The 20,560-nt window shown below is 63.4% G+C and carries 18 protein-coding genes, 1 other RNA gene and 1 pseudogene; 4 read left to right on the top strand and 16 right to left on the bottom strand.

The window, feature by feature from the left end; genetic code table 11:
• From B0D78_RS05250 to B0D78_RS05225, 6 genes and pseudogenes are all read right to left on the bottom strand, one after another.
• A pseudogene (locus B0D78_RS05250) lies at nt 1–2,982 on the bottom strand (efflux RND transporter permease subunit).
• A gap of 59 nt (nt 2,983–3,041) precedes the next feature.
• Nucleotides 3,042–3,662 (bottom strand): TetR/AcrR family transcriptional regulator, encoded by a 621-nt coding sequence (locus B0D78_RS05245; RefSeq protein ID WP_078015932.1) that lies wholly within the window; start codon nt 3,660–3,662, stop codon nt 3,042–3,044.
• A 309-nt stretch (nt 3,663–3,971) separates the two neighbouring features.
• Nucleotides 3,972–4,070: signal recognition particle sRNA small type (ffs, locus tag B0D78_RS05240), an RNA gene on the bottom strand.
• Nucleotides 4,071–4,203: 133 nt separating this feature from the next.
• Complete coding sequence (locus B0D78_RS05235) at nt 4,204–4,572, bottom strand: YegP family protein (protein ID WP_078015931.1); 369 nt, start codon at nt 4,570–4,572, stop codon at nt 4,204–4,206.
• A 241-nt stretch (nt 4,573–4,813) separates the two neighbouring features.
• Nucleotides 4,814–6,454 carry a hypothetical protein gene (locus B0D78_RS05230; protein ID WP_078015930.1) on the bottom strand — a complete coding sequence of 547 codons (1,641 nt, stop codon included), beginning with the start codon at nt 6,452–6,454 and terminating at the stop codon, nt 4,814–4,816.
• A gap of 100 nt (nt 6,455–6,554) precedes the next feature.
• On the bottom strand, nt 6,555–7,355 hold the full coding sequence (locus tag B0D78_RS05225; RefSeq protein WP_168170014.1) for an ankyrin repeat domain-containing protein: 801 nt from the start codon (nt 7,353–7,355) through the stop codon (nt 6,555–6,557).
• Nucleotides 7,356–7,564: 209 nt separating this feature from the next.
• Between B0D78_RS05225 and B0D78_RS05220 the strand changes: the two genes are divergently transcribed.
• From B0D78_RS05220 to B0D78_RS05205, 4 genes are read left to right on the top strand one after another with little or no spacing between them, the layout of a single operon-like run.
• Nucleotides 7,565–8,065 (top strand): DUF6921 family protein, encoded by a 501-nt coding sequence (locus B0D78_RS05220; protein WP_078015928.1) that lies wholly within the window; start codon nt 7,565–7,567, stop codon nt 8,063–8,065.
• Nucleotides 8,062–8,598 carry a pilus assembly protein PilX gene (locus B0D78_RS05215; protein WP_078015927.1) on the top strand — a complete coding sequence of 179 codons (537 nt, stop codon included), beginning with the start codon at nt 8,062–8,064 and terminating at the stop codon, nt 8,596–8,598. The genes B0D78_RS05220 and B0D78_RS05215 overlap by 4 nt, the downstream gene beginning before the upstream one ends.
• The gene (locus B0D78_RS05210; RefSeq protein ID WP_078015926.1) at nt 8,595–10,139 is read left to right on the top strand and encodes an FAD-binding protein; all 1,545 of its coding nucleotides are present in this window, start codon (nt 8,595–8,597) and stop codon (nt 10,137–10,139) included. Before B0D78_RS05215 ends, B0D78_RS05210 begins: the two co-directional genes overlap by 4 nt.
• Nucleotides 10,136–10,840 carry a 2Fe-2S iron-sulfur cluster-binding protein gene (locus tag B0D78_RS05205; protein ID WP_078015925.1) on the top strand — a complete coding sequence of 235 codons (705 nt, stop codon included), beginning with the start codon at nt 10,136–10,138 and terminating at the stop codon, nt 10,838–10,840. Before B0D78_RS05210 ends, B0D78_RS05205 begins: the two co-directional genes overlap by 4 nt.
• A 105-nt stretch (nt 10,841–10,945) precedes the next feature.
• Here B0D78_RS05205 and B0D78_RS05200 read toward each other — a convergent pair whose 3' ends face one another.
• From B0D78_RS05200 to B0D78_RS05155, 10 genes are all read right to left on the bottom strand, one after another.
• Complete coding sequence (locus tag B0D78_RS05200; RefSeq protein WP_078015924.1) at nt 10,946–11,632, bottom strand: ABC transporter ATP-binding protein; 687 nt, start codon at nt 11,630–11,632, stop codon at nt 10,946–10,948.
• 1 nt (nt 11,633) lies between these two features.
• On the bottom strand, nt 11,634–12,842 hold the full coding sequence (locus B0D78_RS05195) for an ABC transporter permease (protein ID WP_078015923.1): 1,209 nt from the start codon (nt 12,840–12,842) through the stop codon (nt 11,634–11,636).
• Nucleotides 12,843–12,844: 2 nt separating this feature from the next.
• Complete coding sequence (locus tag B0D78_RS05190; protein ID WP_078015922.1) at nt 12,845–13,276, bottom strand: DUF4418 family protein; 432 nt, start codon at nt 13,274–13,276, stop codon at nt 12,845–12,847.
• Nucleotides 13,277–13,280: 4 nt separating this feature from the next.
• Nucleotides 13,281–13,694, bottom strand: a complete 414-nt coding sequence (locus B0D78_RS05185) for an FMN-binding protein (protein WP_078015921.1) — start codon at nt 13,692–13,694, stop codon at nt 13,281–13,283.
• A 15-nt stretch (nt 13,695–13,709) separates the two neighbouring features.
• On the bottom strand, nt 13,710–14,402 hold the full coding sequence (locus B0D78_RS05180) for an ABC transporter ATP-binding protein (RefSeq protein ID WP_078015920.1): 693 nt from the start codon (nt 14,400–14,402) through the stop codon (nt 13,710–13,712).
• A 3-nt stretch (nt 14,403–14,405) separates the two neighbouring features.
• Nucleotides 14,406–15,614 carry an ABC transporter permease gene (locus tag B0D78_RS05175; RefSeq protein ID WP_078015919.1) on the bottom strand — a complete coding sequence of 403 codons (1,209 nt, stop codon included), beginning with the start codon at nt 15,612–15,614 and terminating at the stop codon, nt 14,406–14,408.
• Entirely contained in the window at nt 15,604–16,890 is a 1,287-nt protein-coding gene (locus B0D78_RS05170) for an ABC transporter permease (RefSeq protein WP_078015918.1), read from the bottom strand. Before B0D78_RS05170 ends, B0D78_RS05175 begins: the two co-directional genes overlap by 11 nt.
• 15 nt (nt 16,891–16,905) lie before the next feature.
• Nucleotides 16,906–18,120 carry a Fe-S-containing protein gene (locus tag B0D78_RS05165; protein WP_078015917.1) on the bottom strand — a complete coding sequence of 405 codons (1,215 nt, stop codon included), beginning with the start codon at nt 18,118–18,120 and terminating at the stop codon, nt 16,906–16,908.
• A gap of 159 nt (nt 18,121–18,279) precedes the next feature.
• Complete coding sequence (locus tag B0D78_RS05160; RefSeq protein WP_078015916.1) at nt 18,280–18,876, bottom strand: iron transporter; 597 nt, start codon at nt 18,874–18,876, stop codon at nt 18,280–18,282.
• Between the two features lie 72 nt (nt 18,877–18,948).
• On the bottom strand, nt 18,949–20,382 hold the full coding sequence (locus B0D78_RS05155) for an FTR1 family iron permease (RefSeq protein WP_078015915.1): 1,434 nt from the start codon (nt 20,380–20,382) through the stop codon (nt 18,949–18,951).
• Nucleotides 20,383–20,560 lie beyond the last annotated feature (178 nt).

The following is a 20,560-nucleotide window of genomic DNA, read 5'->3' as shown; positions in this document are numbered from 1 at the left end:
CTAAGGCAGCGCCTTCTGGAAAAGTTTGCGTCCCAGGCGCTCTTTGACGTTGTCCAGCACCAGATAGACGACGGGCACGACCAGCAGCGTCAGCAGCGTGGAGGTGAACAGCCCGCCGAAGATCGCCACCGACATGGGCTGGCGCGATTCGGAGCCCTCGCTCAGCTTCAGCGCCGCGGGAATGGCGCCGATCAGCGTGGACAGCGAGGTGATCAGGATGGCGCGCAGGCGGCGCGGGCCGGCGTCGATGACGGCGCTGACTTTGTCCATGCCGCTGAGGCGGTTCTGGTTGATGAAGTCGACGAGGATGATGCCGTTGTTGACGACGATGCCGACGAGCAGGATGATGCCCATGTAGGCCATCACGTCGAGCTTGACGTTCATCGCCTACATCAGGCAGAAGGTGCCGGGGGTCATCAGCGGCAGCGAGAACATGACCGTGAAGGGATGCAGGAACGATTCGAACTGCACGGCCATGATCACATACATCAGCGAGATGGCGATGAGCAGCGCCGTGAACAGGCGGGCGAACTCTTTCTGCATGTTCTTGGTGCGCCCGGAGGGCTGGAGGGTGATGCCGGAACCCTCGGGAATGTACTTTTTGCCGAGCTCCTGAATGTAGACCATGGCTTCGCCCATGGAGTAATCGCTGGTGACGTTGGCGGAGATGGTCAGCGCGGTCTGGCGGCCGTAGCGCTTGATGACGCTGGGGGCCATGACCCGGTTGACGGTGATCAGGCCGGGGGCCTGCACGATCTCGCCGGCGCCGTTCTTGAACGAGACGATCTGCAGGTCTTCGAGGCTGGAGCGCTGGCCGCGGCGGGCCATGAGGCGGATGTCGTAGCGGTAGCCGCCTTCTTTGAACACGCCGGCCTTGACGCCGCCGAAGTAGGCCTGGATCTCCGTGGACAGCGAACGCACGTCGACGTTCATGGCGTCGGTCATGTTGCGGTCGATGGAGATGTTGAGCTGGGGCTTGTCGAGGCGCACGTCGGTCTCGACGTCGCGCAGTTTGCTCATGGTCTTCATCTCGGCCGTAAGTTTCTGGGCGAGCGCCGCCAAAGTTTCCGTGGGGGCGCCGGACATGACCATTTCCACGTCCTTGCCGCCGAAGGTGGTGAAGTTCATGGTCACGTCGCGGAAGCCGGCCACGGAGTTGCGCACATCGTTCATGACGACGTCCTGGGCCTCGCGCAACTTGCGCGCGATCAGCTGCACGTAGATGCTGCCCTTGTTCGACTCGCCGCCGCTGCCGGAGCCGGCGGAGATGATCGTGCGCATGACGCCGGGATGGCGGCGCGCCACGTCGGCGATGCTCTGCATGACGCGGCCGGTCTCCTCGATCTCGGTGCCGGAGGGCAGCTCGCAGTTGATGATGAAGATGCCCTGGTCGTCGTTGGTCGAAAAGGTGGAGCCGACTTTGCCGGCCACGAAGACGCCGAAGGCGAAGATGCCCAGCGCGGTCGCCAGCGTCACGGTCTTGTGATGCACGGCCGCGGTGAGCACGCGCCGGTAGCCGCGTTCCAGAGAGCGCAGCAGCGCGTCGCAGAACTGCGCGGCGCGGCCGGGCGGCGTGATGCGCAAAATGCGCGAGCAGGCAAAGGGCGTCAGCGTCAGCGAGAGGATCAGCGACAGCGAGATGGTGACGACGACGGTGATGCCGAAGGCGTAGAAAAAGCGGCCGATGATGCCGCCCATCGTGGCGATGGGGGCGAACACGCCGATGGTGGTGAGGGCGCCGCCGAGCACGGAAAAGCCGACCTCGTTCGTGCCCTTGAGGGCCGCGTCGAAGGGCAGCAGCCCCTTGTGCATGTGCGTGTAGATGTTCTCCAGCACGACGGTGGTAGCGTCGACGACCATGCCGACGGCCAGCGAGATGGCCATCATCGACATGTTGTTGACGGTGATGCCCAGGTACGACAGCACGCAGAAGCTGCCGATCAGGCAGACGGGCATGGAGATGACCGTCACGAACGTGGCGCGGAACGTCTGCAGGAAAAACAGCATCAGCAGCGAGCAAAGGATCACGGCCTGGATGATGTCGCCGCCGACGCCGTTCATGGAACGGCGGATGAAGTCGGACTTGTTGTAGATCTGCTGCATCGTGATGCCCTCGGGCACCATGCCCTGCATCTCGCCGAACTTGGCGACGATGGCGTCGCACACTTCCACCTCGTTGGCGCCGCGCTGTTTCATGACGCCCATAACGATGGTGGACTGCTCGTCGACGAAAGCTTCGCTGTCCTCCTCTTCGAAGCCGTCCTCCACGTCGGCCACGTCGCCGAGGCGGATCACCACGCCGTTGCGCGTCGTGACGGGCAGGCTCTTGAGCTCTTCCACCGAGGAGTATTCGCCCTCGATGCGCAGGTCCATCTTGAAGCGGTCGATGCTGAGGCTGCCGGCGGGAAGTTCGACGTGCTTGCTGGCGATGGCGCTGGACAGGTCGCTGACGACCAGACCGCGCGAGCGCAGGCGCACCGGGTCGATCCAGACGCGGATCTCGCGGTCGCGCAGGCCGGGCATGCTGACGTTGCCGACGCCGTTGACCGACTGGAACTGCACCTTGGCCACCTTGTCGGCGAAATAGACTTTGTCCCTGTAGGGCGCGTCGCCGGTGATGGAAAACATCACCAGCGGCGAATCGCCGATGTCGTACTTGGCGATGATGGGCTGATTGGCCTCGTCGGGCAGATCGGCCTGGGCGGCGTTGACTTTGTCGCGCACGTCGGCCGCGGCGGCGTCGATGTCGCGGGCCAGGTCGAACTCCACGACCGTGACGGCGGCGCCCATGTAACTGGACGAGCTCAGGCTCTCGATGCCGGAGATGGTGTTGATCTGTTCTTCCAGCACGTCGGTGACGTCGTTGTCCATAACGGCGGCGGTGGCGCCGGTCATCGTCGTCGTCACCATGACGACGGGCAGATCGACGTCGGGGGTCTGCTGCACGCCCATGCGGGCGTAGGAAAACAGCCCGAAATACACCAGCGCCAGCGTCAGAACGGTGACCGTTACCGGCCTTCTCAATGATGTTTCCGTAATCCTCATTTTTCCTCCGTACAAATGCCGCGCAGAAGCCAGTCCGCGACCAGCTCGCGGATCTGCTGCGAATCCGTGTTCAGCGCGCCGTGAAAGCGGCTGCCGATTTCCACGCCCATCAGCGACGAATGAAGCGCGGCCGCCATCAGGACGGGATCGCCGGGGCGTACCGAACCGTCCTTCATGCCCCGCTCCATGACGGCGGCAAGAACCTCGTGCACACAGTCCATGGCCGCGTCGTCCCGGGGCGCCCCTTCCGGACCGGCCTGCCTCATCACCACGTCGCCGATGGCGAAGTGAAGAAAGCGGAACTCCTTCATGCCCTCGATCGATTTCAGCACGATGCGGCGCAGCAGCCGGCGGGTGTCGCGCTCCCGCTCCATGTCGCGCCGGATGCGGTCGGTGATCTGCCGGGCAAGACAGTCGCGAATGAAGAGGATCACGGCGTCCTTGTCGCGAAAATAATTGTAGACGGTGCCCTTGGCCACGCCCATGCGCGCGGCCAGATCCTTCATCGTGAAGCGGCGCCACTCCGCCTCGCGCAGCATCGCGCAGGCGCACGCAAAGGCCTTGTCCCGCACCGCCGCAGTGATCAGCTCTTTGTTCTCAGCCGAAAGTTTCGGCACGCTTCCCGCCTCCTTTCGCGCCGTCGGAAGACGGCAAGTCAAAATAACGACCCTCGGTCATTTTTATTCGAACGAGGATATTATAGCCATCGCCCGGCCATCTGTCACCGCCCCGTTCCCGCGGCTTAATTACAAAAGCGGGAAGAAAACGAAATCCACCGCGGAGTCACGGAGAAACGCAAGAGAAAAACGCGACGCCGTTTTTCGCGGCGAAGCCGCCGTGCAATTTTATTTTTCGCCGTTTCTCCGCGTCTCCGTGGCAGCCGTCGTTTTTCTTCCGTGCGCCGCACGACGAAAAAGCCTCCCCCAGGAGACCCAGAGAGCCGTGGCACCCGAAAAGATCCTCTTACCGCTGCTTCCTTCCGGACCTGACGGGATTCGTGGTTTTTCGCCGCACGGGGCTGGGCCTCCTGCGAGAGGCTTCAGGCATATTTTAACAAAATCCGCGCCCTTTGCAAGGGCGCGGCGGGGATGTTCCACATGGAACACTTGAATCGAAAAAAGATAACGACAGGATTTTTCGCAGATGCGAAAAAACGAATTACGCCTTTTCGACGGAGGCGTTCGGGGCGTTCTTGCGCACGCTTTCGATGCCGTTCAGGCAGCCGGCCTTGGCTTTGTAGCCTTCGGAGACGGCGACGACCTGGCCGTTGCGGGCCTTGAGGCGGAAGCGGAACTCGCCAGCCTTGTCGGCGTAAAGCTCGAACTTCGGGTTCTTCCGGACGGCACAATCCTTCTCGGTCTGATCTTCCACGACGGCTTCGGCCGCGTTCTTCACCACGCTTTCGATGCCGTTGCGGCAGGCCGCCTCGGTGGTGTACACCTCGGACGTGGCGATCACCTCGCCGTTGCCCGCTTTCAGATCGAACTTCAGGCCCGACGCGACGCTTTTCATCACAAACTTTGCCACTTTCGTCCCCTCCTTTAGTAAGCATATTTCATGAAACCGTTCTCAGCTTATCAGACTTTTATCAAAAAGCAAGCGGGGTCACGACGAAAAACAGATTTTTGCAGCTTTCTTCCGATCGGGAGCCGCCGCGTCGAAACGGAGCCGGGAGCGAGCAGGCAGCCGTCCGCGCGCTCCGCTTCGCGGCTTTCGCGCGGACGGCGTGGCGAACGTTCGTCGTTTGAGCGTCTCCCCGTTTCGCCGATCAAAAACCGAAAGCCGTCAAATAGCACATGGTGCAAAAGGACGCGATTCCAAACCAGACCGCCAGGCAGAGCGGCGGCTTTATCAGCAAAACGAGGACGACCGCGAGACCGTCCACCACTTTTTTCCACGTGATTTCGATCTTTTTTCTGTAGCGCTTCTTTCCGCCGTCCTCTGTAAGGGTATAGATCCACGGGGCATCATAAAGCCTTGCCATGCCGAAAACCACAAAGTAAATCGGCACGACGGGAACCATAATGCAGAACCACACGGCCGAGCCGCCGAGAGACAACCTTGCAAAGTCGAATCCATTCAGAAAGAGGGCGACGATCGCCGGCAAAAAAATGACCGCGAAACTCAGCAGCGCGATCCCCATCATCCGTTTCGGCGACCTGAAAAGATAGACGACGGGCTGGACCTTGCCGTCCAGTTTCCTCAAGAACACCGGCCGGGCCACCTTGCGCTCCAGGATCTCCTCGCGAAGGACAAGCTTCCCCCCGTCCCTGCGAAAGGTCCGCTCTCCCGAGGTGAATATCTTTCGGTAAGACCCGATCTCCCCGCTGTTATTCGCGAAATCGCCGAGCATGCACAGATAGACGATCAGATAAAAGATCCCGAGCATGCCCGCGATGCCCAGGCTTTCCCAGAGATCCATGCCGGAAAGCGCCATCGCGGAAAATGTGGCGCCGACAGCCAAAAGCAGCGTCACCATGGCTTTCAGCCACCATGGCAGAGTGACGTAATACGTTTTCTTCTCCGCTCGGACGCTGACTTTGCCCGTCTGTCCGTTCACGGCCGCATGGATATCCCCGCCGGAAACATAATAGACCGGCAAAAGCACTGGCAGCCTGACGGCGGACTTTGCCTCCGTATTGATCTCGATCGCCTTGGTGCCCCACATCTTTTCCAGCTGCGGCCGGTAGTTTTCCGAGACCTCTTCCGTCATCCGCCTTTCGGCTTCGGCCTCGGATATATCCGTTATCTTTACATGCTGTCCCGCCACATAGGCGAAATCGAAGGCTTCGAGCCCGTCCAGATCGAACGGTTCCATGGCGTCCAGCAGTAAATTGTCGAGCTGTTTCGAACCGTTTACGAACTCATCGTTCACAAAACCCTCGAAGCCGTAGACCTCGGCCGTCCTCTTGCAGCTCACGCGGCAATGCACCGGGCCGCGCACCATCTCGTAGGGAAGATAGAATCCCTTCAGCTCGGGGATCAGGGGGCGCAGATGCTTGGCCTCTTTTTTGCGGCTGTTCCGGTCGCACCATTCTTCCAGCCTTTGCTGCGCTTCCGCTTTCGTGAGCCTGAACGGGATGACGCTCTCCGGCAGTCCCGCGTCGTACAGATACTCTTTCCGCACCAGGCTCCTGCCGCAGAACGCGCATTTCGACAGAGCCTCGTTTTCCTCGAACACAATCGTCGCGCCGCATCCGCTGCAGGACGCGGACTCCAAAGCAAACGCCTCGGCGGACTTCTTCATTTTTTTCTGCTGCGCATCCCGGTAATCCTTTTTTTCCTCCAGCGCCGCCTCGACCTTCACCGTTCCGCCGCAGTAGCCGCATTCATAGACCTGATGAACAATGTCGAAGTTTGCCGGCGCCCCGCACTGAGGGCAATGGATGTTCAGTATCTCTTTCCCCATGACTCGGTTCTCCTTTCGATCGCCGCCAAAGGGCATGATCTCATCGTCGGCCCAATCCGGAACCGGAGAAGCGCTTATCACTTTCTGTCGGGAACCGGCGTTACGGCTCCTTTTCTTCGGAACAGTAGAAACGGGACAGGCGGCTGCTCAGCCGGGTCTTGTCGGCGCTGCTCATCAGCGGATTCTGATGGAGCAGCCTCGTCAGCGTTTCCCGTTCCGTTTCGTCGCGGCCGGGGCGCGCGCCGGCGCCGAGGAGCAGTGCGACGGCTTCGGTCGTTTTGTTGTAGGCGACGGCCAGCTTCAGCGGCGTCCAGCCGTCTTTGTCGCGGAGGTTGGCGTCCGCGCCCGCCAGCAGCAGGAGGCGCACCACGGCGGGCGACGGCACGACCTGCTTGAGCGCGTACATCAGCGCGCTCATGCCGCCGCGGTCGCCGCGGTCGATCTGCGCGCCGGAGCGCAACAGGATGTCGACGACGGCAGCGTCGCGGTTGTAGGCCGCGGCGTACATCAGCGCCGTGCGGCCCTGCCGGTCGCGGGCGCCGACTTTCGCTCCCGCTTCGACGAGCAGATCGACGACGACGGCGCTGCGTTTCTGCGCGGCGATCATCAGGGGCGTAGCGTGCTCGCCGTTTCTCGTTTCCAAGGGCGCGCCGCGCTCGAGCAGGACTTTCAGCGCCGCCAGGCTGGCATTGGAGTTCAGCGCCGCCGCCAGCGGCGTCACGCCGCGTTCGTCGCGGGCCTCAGCCGGAGCGCCCCGGCGCAGCGCCGTTTCGATCTCCGCCGCCGAGCCGCGCGCGCATAAGGCAATAAACTGCCTGGCGGCCGACAATTCCCCGCCGCCGGCGACGAAGTCTCCGTCCGCGTCCAGAATGATGCGCAGCTGTTCGTATGTCTCGCCCATGGAATCCATCCCCTTCCCTCCGCATTTATTATATATGAAAGATCGGAAAGTTGCGACAGATAAAAATCTCTCCCCGTCGGGACGGATCCCTCGTCGCCGGATTTTATGCCGCGACGGGGACGAACATGTTCTTTCCCCAAAAATTGCGGTACAATAGAGGCGAAGTTCACTGAAACTAACGTCGACGGATTTTCGAAAAGGGTGAGACCATGATCAAACGCGCTTTTATCGTCGCGGCGCTGACGCTGTGCCTGATCGCCGGAACGGGCTTTTATTACCGCTCGCGGCTCGACGCGCTTTCGGCCGCTTCCTCGGGGGCGCGGCGCGCCCACGCCGGCGAGAAGGAGCTGGACGGGCTCTATCTGCTGGCGGTCAATCCGCGCGTGGACGCGTCCGGCGAACTGCTGCGCGGACTGCGCGAGGCCGCGCTGGGACGGCCGGCGCGCTTTGGACGCCCCGGCGAGCTGAAGCTGGCCTACACGACCGACGAAAAGGCGCTCGGCGTTTACGCGCGGCGTCTGGCGCGGCGGCTGGAACGCGCCGGCCTGAACGTGAAGCTGAGCCCCTGCTCGCCCGTGATGCTGCGGTCGAAGGCGCTCGCGGGCAAGTACGATCTGTTCGTCGCGCCGCGGCGCGTCATCCTCATGAGCGACATCGAGCGGCTGGGCGCGCTGACGCTGAAAGCGCGGGAAATGGAGCGCGCGCTGTGAGGCGGCTCAACGCGCTGGTCACGGCGGCCCTGCTGGCGCTGCTGGCGTGGCACGGCCTGGCGGGCAGCTTCATGCTGTTGGGAGTCAACGCCGGCACGGGCAAGATCGTGGCCTGGACGGCGATGGCGCTGGCGGCGCTGCACGGCGCCATCGGTCTGGCGCTGACGGTCCCGACGCTGCGCGCTTCGCGGCGGGGGGCGCTGTATCTGCGGCAGAACGCGCGCTTCTGGGCGATCCGCCTCAGCGGGCTGGCCCTGATCCTGCTGCTGTGCCTGCACGTCGGCGTCTTCGGGCGCGTTCGTTCGGGGCAGTTCGTGCTGTTCGAGTTCACGACGCTGAAAATGCTCGTGCAGATCCTTCTGGCCGCGGCGCTGGCGCTGCACGTGCTGGCCGGGATCGGTCCGCTGCTGGTCTCGCTGGGCGTCTGCCGCTACCGCGTCTGGCAGGGGGACCTGCTGTTGATTTTCTCGCTGCTGCTGCTGTTTTTTGCGGGAGCGCTGATCTTTTATTACGCGGAGTGGCAGTGGCGATGAAGACGCTGCTGATCGTCGGCGCGGGTCTGGCGGGCCTGGCGGCCGCCCTGACCGCCGCGGAAAAAGGGGGGCGCGCCGCGCTCGTCTCGTCGATGCCGTCGGAGCGCGCCCAGTCGGTGATGGCCGAGGGCGGCATCAACGCGGCGCTGAACGTGAAGGGCGAAAACGACAGCCCGGCGCAGCACTTCGCCGACACGTACAAAGCCGGCTGCGAACTGGCCGACGCCGCGGCGCTGCGCGGCATGACCGAGGCGGCGCCGGGCATCGTGCGCCGCCTGCTGGAGATGGGGACGCAGTTCAATCGGGCAAACGGCGAGATCGACCAGCGCCATTTCGGCGGACAGAAGAAAAAGCGCACCGCCTTCGCCCAAAGCAGCACGGGCAAGCAGATAATGACGGCGCTGATCGACGCCGTGCGCCGTTACGAAGGCGAGGGGCTCGTCGTCCGTCTGCCGCATCACGATTTCGTGACGCTGCTGCGCGACGGGATCGCCTGCGGCGGCGCGGCGCTGCGCGACCGTTTCGACGGCTCCGTGTCGGAAGTCCGCGCCGACGCGGTGATCATGGCGACCGGCGGCATGCACGGCCTTTTTTCCGACACCACCGGCTCGCTGAACAACACGGGCGAAGCCGCGGCCGAACTGTTCCGTCTTGGCGCGCCGATCGCCGACGGCGAGTTCATCCAATACCACCCCACCACCGTGTCCGCTTCGGGCAAACGACATCTGATCAGCGAGGCCGCGCGCGGCGAGGGCGGGCGGCTTTTCACGATACGGGACGGCGAGCGCCGGTACTTCATGGAAGAGAAATACCCCGAGCTGGGCAACCTGATGCCGCGCGACGTCACCGCGCGCGAGATCTGGCGGGCGCGGCGCGGCGGCCCCGTGTTCCTCGACCTCACGGAACTGCCCGAAAACGTGATGAGCTGCAAGCTGGCCGGCGTGGTCGACACCTGCCTCACCTACCTGCGCCTCGACCCGCGCGAGCGCCCCATCCCCGTCGAGCCGGGACTGCACTACTTCATGGGCGGCCTCAAGGTGGACGCATCTCACCGCGTCGCCGGGTTCGAGAACCTGTACGCCGCCGGCGAGTGCGCTTGCCTGTACCACGGCGCCAACCGCCTCGGCGGCAACTCGCTGCTGGGCGCCATCTACGGCGGGCAGATCGCGGCGCGCACGGCCCTCGGCGAGGCGAAAGCCCCGGCGCGCTGCCGCGCCGGCGAAGCGCCGCCGCCTGCGCCGCAGCGGGACGTGAACGCCATGCACGCGGTCACGAAGCGCTGCCTCGGCGTGATCCGCGACGGCGAGACCATGGCCCGCGGCCTGAGCGAGCTGGAAAAGCTTTCCGGCACGCTGCCGCTGCTGGCCCGCTCTCTGCTGCAAAGCGCGCTGGCGCGCGAGGAAAGCCGCGGCGCGCACTTCCGCAGCGACTTTCCCGCGCGCGACGACGCAAAGTTCCGCCGCGCCAGCGTAGCGCGCTTCGACGGCGCGCGCGTCGCCGTAACGTTCGAGGACGTCGGAAAGGGGGACGAGCGGCCATGAACTTCGTCATCCGCGTCAGACGCGCCGCCGGCCCCGGCGCGCACGTTTTCTGGCAGGAATTCGCCTACGAAGGCGACGAGTCCGAGTCCGTCGCCGCCGCGCTGCGCGAGCTGAACGCGCGCACGCCGCTGACCGACCTGGAAGGCCGCGAAGCGCCGCCCGTCCGCTGGGAATGCGGCTGCGCCTGCGGCAAGTGCGGCGCCTGCGCCATGCGCGTCAACGGACTGCCGATGCTGGCCTGCAAAGCCTTTCTCGGCCCTCTGGGACGGACGGTCACGCTCGAGCCGCTGAGCAAGTTCCCGCTCGTCGCCGATCTTGTCGTCGACCGCGGCGTCATCTTCGAACAGCTGAAAAAAATCCATCTGTGGCTCTCCGGCAAAGCCGTGACGCGCGAAAAGACCCACGAACTGCGCTTCCAGTCGGCCCGCTGCCTGATGTGCGGCTGCTGCCTCGAGATCTGCCCGAACTTTTCCGCCGGAGGCGGCTTCGCCGGCGCGCTGGCGGCCGTCGGCGCCTACCGCATGTTCAATCAGGAGAGCGACGAACCCCACCGCGCCGAAGCGGCGAAACGATATGTCAAACATTATTACGCCGGCTGCGGCACCTCGCTGGCCTGCCGCGACATCTGCCCGGCCGGCATCCCCGTGGACGAGCTGATCTCCCGCAGCAACGCCGCCGCCGTCTGGCGAAGGCGGTCGTGAGCCTGCATCAAAAAGAAGCGAATAAAAAACCGCGCGGACGAACGGGAAAAATTCCGTTCGTCCGCGCGGTTTTCGTTTTGCGTTCCATTTTCCCGCAGTCCCCGTTTACGCCTCGAACAAATTGCCCTCGCGCAGCTTGCCTTCGCTCATCGTGCAGACCCGCTTGCCGTATTTCAGCGAGTCGAGGTCGTGCGAGACGATCAGCAGCGTCACGCCCTCGGCGTTGAGGCGCGAGAATTCCTCCATGATGCCGCGGCTGGATTCCACGTCGAGATCCGACGTCGGCTCGTCGGCGATCACCAGCTTGGGACGGTTGATCAGCGCGCGGGCGATCAGCGCCCGGCGCAGTTCGCCGCCGGACAGCTCGCCCGGGTACGAACCGGCCGTCGCGCCGATGCCGAAGCGTTCCAGCAGCAGTCGGGCCGCGCCTTCGCCGTCGCCGCCGTGCGGGTAAAGGCAGAACGGCAGCATCACGTTCTCCAGCACGGTCAGATTGGGCAGCGCCGCCGCTCCCTGAGGGATGAAGCCGATCCTGTCGCAGCGCAGCCGCGACAGTTCCGCGTCGCTTTTGCCGGCCAGACCGACGCCGTCCAGTTCGACCGAGCCGGACGTGGCCGTCAGCATGCCCGCCGCCAGGTTCAGCAGCGTCGATTTGCCGCTGCCGGAACGGCCGACGACGTTGACGAAATCCCCGCTCGCGACGGTCAGCGACACATGGTCCACGGCGAAGAACGGACGGCCGCCGCGCGAATACTCTTTGCACAGGTCTTTCAGATTCAAAACGGCGGCCATCTCAGTTCCCCCTCAACGTGTCGTAAATGTCGGCGCGGCTGGCCCGGCGCGCCGAGAACAGCGCGCTCAGCACGCCCGTAAGGACGGAGACCGTCACGGACGCGACGCCCAGCAGGATCAGCGCCCTCCAGGACGGCAGAAGGAACGGCAGCTTCAGCGCTTCCGAAACCGCCGGGCTGACGACGGCTGCGGCCGCGGCGCCGAGAGACGTGCCCAGCACGGCGCCGTAAAAACTGATCAGCAGCGCTTCGGTCAGAGCCAGAGCAAGGATTTTGCCGCGGCTGGCGCCGACGGCGCGCAGAACGCCGATCTCGCCCTTGCGCTCGTTCATGGTCACGGAGAACAGCAGCGCGATGACGATCACCGCCAGCAGCCAGACCAGACCGATGCCGCCGCGGATCATCCACGAGACCAGCGTCAGCGAAGAGGCGATGCTGTTGACGAACTTCTTGCTGAACAGCGCGAAAATATCGTCGTCGCCGAAGCGGCGGTTGATCTCCTGCGCCACCTTCACCGAATCGTAACCCGGCTTCAGCTTGACCATCACCGTCGAGACGAGGCTGCCGTCGTTGGCGAGCGGATGTTTGAAGATGTTTTCCGCCGCCTTGGCCAGGTCGGTCACCGTTTTGCGCGTCACGAAAACCGTCGAATCGAACCCCATGCCCGTCTGTTCCAGCCTTCCGGCGATGGGCAGATCGACACCGAAGAAATGCAGCCGCTCGCCCGCTTCGCCGTTGACGCGGTAGCCGACGATCAGCTCGCCGTCTTTGAGGCCGCGCCCCAGCGTCGCTTCCAGCCACGGGCGCACGATGAAGTCGCTGTCGTAGTCCACGCCGACGATCTGCAGCGGATAGGAGCAGCAGGAAGCGTGCAGCGTCGCCAGAAAAGTCTGCGGCGACATGCGGTCGATCCCTTCCACGTCCCGCAGGCGCTCGAGGATGTCCTTGGGCAGGTAGAACATCGACGGCTTGCCCGAGAGGATGATGCTGTCGATGTGGGGATCGTACCCCGCCGGCACGACGATGACGTCGGCGCCGAGGCGGTCGGCGGTGCTGCGCGCGCCGCCGGACAGACTGATCGACAGGACCGTGCCCGCGTACAGGAAGAACGCGAACAGCAGCACCGTGAGCACAAGGCAGAAACTCCGCCAGGGGCGGCGGCGGATGTTTTTGCGCGCGACGGCCGCCATGCTCAAGGGTGCGCCCGCCATCTTCAGCGCCCTCCCCTGACGAAAGACAGGATCAGCGAGACGACGTTCAGCGCGACGATGGCGGCGGCGATTTTCCGCACAAGCGGCATCGTCACGGCGCGGCAGGCGTGCGTCGGATCGCCGCACAGACCGCAGACCCAGCCGGCGCCGCGCAGCGGGATCACGCCGTTGGGCACGAGCAGACAGGCCACCGCCGCCGCAACGGCGACAAGCGAAGCCAGAACCGCAAACCAGCCGCGGCCGCGGCGCAGCAGGGCGAACAGCGCCAGAACAACGACGACCGCGCCCATTCCCGCAATGAACAGTCCAGAATAGTAACACTTCATCGGGCCGCCGTGAGGCGCCATCTGCGAACAGACCGGCGCCAGCCAGAACGGCGTCAGGGCAAGAACCAGTCCGAGCAGAGCGTTCACGACGGCAAACAACGTTCTCATCGCTCTACCTCGCTTTGCTCAGCGCTTCATGCACGGCGATCTGCATGGCCTTGTAGGTAACGGACGCGCCGGAAATGCTGTCCATCGTGTCCACATCCTGCGCCTCGATCAGCATGTCCGGATACTTCTTCATCTCGCGCACGGCGCGCTGCGCCTGGCGAAAATCCTCGGCCGAACCGTCCCTGCCGTGATTTTCGTCCTTGACGTTGCCCAGCGCGTCGCGCGCTTCGAGAACGCAGGCCACGATCCTGTTGTCCTTGAGCGTCAGGATCACTTTGGTGTTTTCGCCGTCGTCGGCCTGATACTCGCCCTCGTAAACGCCGTCCCGGTACGTAACGCCGAAGATCCTGTCTTTCATGGCGAAAACGCCGCCGCCGATCACGGCGAGGACGGCGATCAAAATCAGTGCTTTCTTCACGATGCGCGCTCTCCTTTACGCTCTCAGCACGCCGCTGAAACTGGCGCGCTGGTCGATATCCTGAACGATCTTGCCGTGCTCCAGCACGATCTTGCGCTGCGCCACGTCGCCGACTTCGGGATCGTGGGTGACGACGATCAGCGTCACGCCCTCGTCGTGCAGGCGGTGGAAGATGTCCACGACGATGCGTTCGTTCTCCTCGTCGAGGTTGCCCGTCGGCTCGTCGCCGAGCAGGATGCGGGGCGAGTTGATCAGCGCGCGGGCGATGCAGACGCGCTGCTGCTCGCCGCCGGAAAGCTGCGTGGGCAGGTGATGGGCGCGCTGTCCCAGACCGACTTTTTCCAGAGCGTCCATGGCTTCTTTCTCGTCGGGCATGCTGTGGTAGTACTGGGCGACCATGACGTTTTCGAGCGCGGAAAGATAACTGATCAGGTGAAACTGCTGGAAGATCAGGCCGATCTTGTCGCGGCGGATCTTCGTCAGGTTCGCGGCGCTCTCGCGGCTGATGTCGGCGCCGTCGAGGACGACGCCGCCCTCGGAGGGAGTGTCCATGCAGCCGATGACGTTCAGCATCGTCGTCTTGCCGGAGCCGGAAGGCCCCATGATGGACAGCCACTCGCCTTCGTTCACCGTCAGGTTGATATGCGAGAGGGCGTGCAGGTCGCCGTAGATCTTGGAAACATCTTTCAATTCGAGAATCTTACCCAATTTTTATTCCCCCCTGAGCACGATCGCGGGATGAATGTCCATTACCCGGCGCACCGGCAGGATCGAAGCGAGCACGGTGATCGCGATGAAAACCGCGATGGTAACGGGGATGATGGGCCACTGGAAGTCGATGGCCCGGCCGAAGACGTTCAAACTGACGCGCTGCGCGAACTCGAAGCCGAGGAACACGCCGACGACGCTGCCGATAAAGCCCAGCAGCACGCCTTCCCCGAGCAGCTCGCCCATGACGAGGCGATTCTCGGCGCCGAGCGCTTTTTTGAGGGCGATCTCGCGGCGGCGTTCGGCGACCATGGCCATCATCGTGGTGGAGACCGAGATCATCGTGATGATCAGCACCACTACCGTGACCAGCAGCACCAGCGCCTGCAGCTTGCCCAGCACGATGTCCTGCGCCTGAGTGAGGCGGCGCACGGCGCGCGGCTGGATGCCGGGCATCTCCGCCTCCAGGGCGGCGGTCAGTTCTTCCATCTGCTCCGAATCGGCCACGACGCTGCACTCCACCACGTCGCCTCGGAAGCTGTCGCCGATCAGACCGTCGAGCATGTCCACGTCGGCGAAGATGAAGCCCTCTTCGGCGCCGCCGGTGGTGACGATGCCGCAGACGGTCAATTTCTTGGCGAAATTCTGTTTGCCTTCGTCGCGGACGCGGTTCTCTTCCGCCGACAGGTTCTGCCCGGAGGCTTCGGCGCGGCGGCCGTACTTGACGCCCAGCACGGTGAACGTGTCGCCGATGGACAAATTCAGCGTCTCGGCGATCTCCTTGCCGACCATCACCCGGTCGGGCGCGGCGGCGCTGCCCCAGTCTCCCTCCACGTACCAGAAGGGACTGTTCTTCTTCGCCTGCGGCAGGTCGGTGCCGGCGATAATGTAGGGCTGCTCGTTGATCTTCACCGTCTGGTAACGGTACGGCGCCATGCCGACGATGCGGTCGGAGCCGATGATGCCGCGCACCCGTTCGAGGTCTTCGCGGCTGATGCGGGCGTCGCCCTTGGGCAACAGCAGCAGATTGGCGCCGTAGGAGCGGAATTCGCGCCCCAACTGACGCGGGATGTCATAGTAGATCGTCACCAGGCCCGACAGGATGGTGGCGCCGATCGCGATAGCCAGCACGGCGATGATCAGCCGCGAGGCGCGCCGGATCAGCGAACTCGTCACCATTTTGAGGTACATTTTCCGTCTTCTATTTACCATGGAGGACCTCCGTCGGTTTCAGGTTCAGCAGGTAACGGATCGCCGGGATCGAGCCGAACAGCGTCACGAAGAACAGGATCACGGCCACGATCACGATCACCAGCCGCGCGATCTCGATGGAGGAGCCGAAGACCGTCTGGCCGATGATCTGCGCGAAGCCGATGCCGAGGAAATATCCCAGCGCGCCGCCGAACAGGCTGGTCATCATCACCTCGACCAGCACCAGCAGCACGATCTGATAGTTATGGGCGCCGAGCGCCTTGAGCAGCCCCAGTTCCTGGCTGCGCTCGATCACGCTGGCCGTGATCAGGTTGGAGATCGCCAGCGCCGAGCCGATGGAGCTGAGGATCGTGATCAGGATCATCAGCAGCGTCGTCTTGTTGAGGATCGTCCCCTCCGACTCCGCCACCTGACGCACGGGCTTGGCCACGCCGTCGCGCACCACTTCCTGGATCTGGTGGCAGATGGCGCTGACGTAGGCCGTACAGTACCATGTCTCGTACTCTTCGGGCGAGAGGCTGCGCGGATCCTGGGCGGCCTTTCGCGCCAGATCGTTGTCGGGCGTGGTCAGCGCCGAGACTTCGAGGCGCGAGACCTTGCCCGGCAGACTCATGAGCTCCTGCACCATTTTCAGCGTGCCGACGATCTGGCCGTCGGCCGCGCCGCCGTCGTTGAAGATGCCCTTGACGGTCACTTTCTTCGCCGCGCCGTTATGCGTCAGCGTCAGTTCGCCGCCGACGCCGATTTGAAGCCGTTCGGCCAGAGCGCCGCCGACCATGACGAAGCCGTCGTCGTCTTCGCCGAGCCAGTCGCCCTTCATGTCGATCTGCCACCAGTTGCGCAAGGGGCGCAGACCGGTGTCGATCTCCTCGCCGGTGTTCAGCACGGCGTGTTTCTGCACCCAGGCTCCCAACAGCGGGACTTCCTCGCCGCCGTTGACCCGGGCGCGTCCGTCGATCATCGGCGCGAAGTCGATGATGTTGAACCCCCAGAAGATCGTCTTGAGCTTGAGCACGTCCTCTTCGTACAGGAACTTGTCGGTGACGCCCAGTCCCTCGCTGAGACCGTAGAGATCGTTCATCAGCGCCGCGTCCTTGTGGCGCACGGTGATGTTGGCGCCGTAAACTTTCAGCTCGCGGTTGACCTTGTCGCCGACGCCCAGCATGACGTTCATCATCGCCGTGGACAACGATACGCCGAGGATGACGGTGAAAGCGATCATCAGCATCTTGCTCTTCTGGCGGGCAAGCGTCCGCCAAATCATTCTCCAGAACATGTCCGCTCCCGCCTCCTACCTGAAGCGCCGTTCGTGGCGCTCGAGCTCCCTGACATCGATGGAGATCCGGCCTTCCCGTACCTCATAGGGGAAGGGAATCGGATTGCAGCCTCCCTTGAAGCCGATCGTGTTCTTGTTCATGACCACGTCGCAGCGGCGGCAGACCACGTCGTCGCCGCGTTCGAAATATCCGGCGACGCCGCAGATCTCGCAGGCGTCCAGGCCGACGCCATAGGCCGTGCCGACGGGCTTTTTGACGACGAGAAAGCGCACGTCGTAGCCGTTCGGCGTAACGTAGGAAAATTTGTGCAGGTGCCCGTCGGACACCTTTCCCAGGTCTATGGAAATGATGCCGTCGCTGAGATCGTAAGCTTCCGGCGGCACTTCCGCCGGAGGCTTGGTGTCGTAATAATGGAGCGCCGTCACCGTCAGCGCCGCCGCCAGAGCCCAGGAGAACAGGCTCCACGACCAGCGGCGGCAGGTGCGCAGGCGGGCTTTTTCCTTGCGCAGCAGGGCGCGGTTGGCGAACTCCCCTTCGGGGCGCCGGTGCGTGGCGATCACCCACAGCAGCATGACCAGCCCCAGCAGCAGCTGAGCGAAGAGGAAATAATTTTCATATTCGTCGCCCAGGACCATGATCTCGAACACGAGGTCGCTGAGCGGGATCATCTTCAGTCTCTGCAGCGAAGCGACGGCGTTGAAGCCGTATTCGACGAAGAAGAAAAGCACGGAGACGCCGAGGAACACCATGCCGCCGCGCTCGTCCAGAGCGCGATGGACCTTGAACGAACTCAAGCCCAGCAGCAGGCACAGCGCGAGACCGAGGGCAAAGCCGATCGCGCGCAGCAGCGCCTTGGTGCTGAAGCCGCTCTCGCCGAAATAGACGAACTCCTGAGTGAACTGGATCACGGACGGCGCCAGATACATGAAGGCGACGCCCAGCAGCGCCGCCAGCAGCACGACGCCCAGCGTCCGCCAGGCGCCTTCGACGCGGCGCGGCAGCGACGAAAGCAGCGCCCACAAAAGAGCCGCGGCCGCGACAACCGCGACGGCGACGACGACCCAGCGGTTGAACCGCGTCAGGGGCAGATTCATGCCCTTGGGATCGTACAGGCGCACGCCGAAAACGACAAAGCCGAGAAGGATCCCCGCCGCCATTCCACCCCAGGCGATCGAACGGCCGATTTTCTCTCGGCTCCGCGTCGCGAAGCCGAGGATCAGGCCGGTCAAAAACGATAAGGAGGCGAGATGATCCGTGACCGCAACAAGATATTTTAAAATGAGACTGACCCCCGTTCTCAATAAACAGCCAAAGCGGGGCGCTGTTCTGCTCTTACGGCAGCGCAGCTCCCCGCATACTCGACTTCTTTTTTTGCTTATACCTCGATTTTACTGATTCTGAAGCTGCTCAGCGGTGTACTTCCATTTGAAATCGCAGGTGTAGGTCTTGAAGTAATCCTTGGCGTTCTCCTTCGCCGGCACGCCGGTCTCGGGATCGGTGTGGAGGAGATAATCCGTGGGCGGCTCGATGGTGAAGCGCAGCGTGTAGGTGCCGACCTTCAGGCCCTTCTTGATGTTGGCGCCGTAATGGGGGCCGTCATCGGCGTTCATGGGCATGAAGGAACCGTACATGACGATCTTGTTGTTCTTGTCGAGGATCTCGTACTTGACGGTCAGGTACGCGGGCCAGATGTTGTCGCCGGCGCCGAAGCCGTACTGCACGGCGTATTCGGGCTGCAGGTGGATGTCGGCCTCGAGGTGCATGTCGGACTCTTCCTTGGAAGGATTCTTGCCGGCGGGATACATATCGACGGCCTGGAAGTACACGGCGGCGACGTTGTAGGGGCCGACCTGCTTCTCTTCGCCGATGGAGATCTCGGCAAAGCCGCTCTCACCCGGCTTTTCCACCGCGGGGGCGGCCATCGCGGACGCCGCCAGAGCCACCACGGCAAGACCGGCCAGCATTGCAACAAAAGACTTTTTCATAAGAACTTCCTCCTTTAAAGATAGCGTTCTATAAAAGTTCCGCGCGGCGCGGAATCTTTCCGAAGATGAAAACTACTTCGCTCCCCCGTCCTTCTTTTTGCCGAACAGATGAGGCAGCGTCACCCACAGCGAGGCGATCAGCAGCATGACCTGCGGGATCAGCGTCTCGGCGCGGTCGTAAATGCTGAGGATCTCGATCTGGAAGCCCTTCATCGCGGGGATGACCGTGCGCCCCGTGATCACGTCGGCCTCCGTCAGTTCCACCACGCCCTTGCCCATGAAGGAAATGCACATCAAAAACAGCAAAATGCTGGTGAACAGGAAAAACGGCTTGAGCGGCAGCTTGACGCTGAAGTAACGGAACGCCACCCAGACGGCGACCAGCACCGCCGTGCCGGCGAGAATGCCGTAGACGATGTGCGGGACGCTGTTCATGCCGCCCGTGAAGGCCGCCTTGTAGAACAGGATCAGCTCCGCGCCCTCGCGCATCACGGCGATGAACGCCGCGAAGATCAGCGTCCACTGGCTCTTGCTGTCGATCGACTGCCGCACTTTGCCACCGATGTAATTCTCCCAGCGCTCCGTGTCGGCCTTGGAGAGCATCCAGTTGCTGACGTAAAACAGCACGGCCACCGCCAGGAACATCGTCCAGCCCTCGAGCAGCTCGCGCGCCACGCCGCTGGCGTCGCCCATCATGTACTCCAGGAACCAGGCCAGCACCGCGCTGGCGAAAACGGCGGCGAAACAGCCGAAATACACGCTTTTGATCATCGGCTTGTTGCCCGTCTTGATCAGATAGGCGACGATGGCGACGATGACCAGGATCGCTTCGAGCCCCTCGCGGACCAGGAGCCCGAACGCCGTCAAAAACGTCAGCCAGTCGCGGCTGACCGGGGCTTTCTTGGGAGCCGCATCCTGCGCAGGCCGCGCGTCCCGACCGGCGGGAACGACTGCCGCCTTCTCGGGCTCGGCCTCCTTTCCCGGCTCGACGGCAACTTCCGCGCCGTACGGCGCCGGCTTGCCCGCCGAACCGTAGACGGCCTCGCCGAGGCTGTCCGGATCGGTATCGCTGATGTCGCCGTCGAGGACCATGGCGTCCTTGTAGACCTTGACCTTCAGGTCCTCGATCTCGCTGACGAGCGTCGCCTTGTCCATCGAGTCGTTGTTGCCGAGCAGCACGTGCTTGATGGCCGAGAACTTGCCTTCGATGTGGCCGACGCGGGCCGAAGAGATGGCGACCATGACGTTCTTCTCGAAGCCCTGGATCTCGTAATAGCCGAAATAGGCGTCGTTCATGTTCTTGTGGGCGGCCTTGTACTCGCCCTTCTCGACGTTCTCCCGCGCGCGCGAGAACTCGACCGCCATATCCGCCGCCACGGCTTTCCACGTGTCGTATTTCTTCTTGGCCGCGGAAGCGTCCTGCGCCGAAGAGAAAAGAAGGAAGAGGACAGCGACCGCAAGCAGTCCCAAGGCCCCCCCGCGCCGCAACGTGTTCTTTGTCTGCATCGTGCCGTCTCCTTACGCACATTTAATTTTCCAGCTTCCGGCCCGCGCCGGAAGACAAAAATCCGGCCGCGCGAAAAAATCCTTCGCGCGCCAACGCTCCACTCGAGATCTTTCATTGTTCGCGGAAAGACCTGCTCCGTACGGAATTCGCACTTTCGGACGGGACTCCCTGTAAGTC

Source organism: Pyramidobacter sp. C12-8, assembly GCF_002007215.1.
In the GTDB taxonomy this organism is placed as follows: Bacteria; Synergistota; Synergistia; order Synergistales; family Dethiosulfovibrionaceae; genus Pyramidobacter.
The sequence above is the reverse complement of the archived record's forward strand: the minus strand, read 5'-3'. Positions and strand labels throughout refer to the sequence as shown.

Coding starts and splice junctions, on each gene's coding strand:
- B0D78_RS05230 (WP_078015930.1), bottom strand. CDS start 6,454: ATGGGGAAAGAGATACTGAACATCCATTGCCCTCAGTGCGGGGCGCCG.
- B0D78_RS05225 (WP_168170014.1), bottom strand. CDS start 7,355: ATGGGCGAGACATACGAACAGCTGCGCATCATTCTGGACGCGGACGGA.
- B0D78_RS05220 (WP_078015928.1), top strand. CDS start 7,565: ATGATCAAACGCGCTTTTATCGTCGCGGCGCTGACGCTGTGCCTGATC.
- B0D78_RS05210 (WP_078015926.1), top strand. CDS start 8,595: ATGAAGACGCTGCTGATCGTCGGCGCGGGTCTGGCGGGCCTGGCGGCC.
- B0D78_RS05205 (WP_078015925.1), top strand. CDS start 10,136: ATGAACTTCGTCATCCGCGTCAGACGCGCCGCCGGCCCCGGCGCGCAC.
- B0D78_RS05200 (WP_078015924.1), bottom strand. CDS start 11,632: ATGGCCGCCGTTTTGAATCTGAAAGACCTGTGCAAAGAGTATTCGCGC.
- B0D78_RS05195 (WP_078015923.1), bottom strand. CDS start 12,842: ATGGCGGGCGCACCCTTGAGCATGGCGGCCGTCGCGCGCAAAAACATC.
- B0D78_RS05190 (WP_078015922.1), bottom strand. CDS start 13,276: ATGAGAACGTTGTTTGCCGTCGTGAACGCTCTGCTCGGACTGGTTCTT.
- B0D78_RS05175 (WP_078015919.1), bottom strand. CDS start 15,614: ATGGTAAATAGAAGACGGAAAATGTACCTCAAAATGGTGACGAGTTCG.
- B0D78_RS05170 (WP_078015918.1), bottom strand. CDS start 16,890: ATGTTCTGGAGAATGATTTGGCGGACGCTTGCCCGCCAGAAGAGCAAG.
- B0D78_RS05160 (WP_078015916.1), bottom strand. CDS start 18,876: ATGAAAAAGTCTTTTGTTGCAATGCTGGCCGGTCTTGCCGTGGTGGCT.
- B0D78_RS05155 (WP_078015915.1), bottom strand. CDS start 20,382: ATGCAGACAAAGAACACGTTGCGGCGCGGGGGGGCCTTGGGACTGCTT.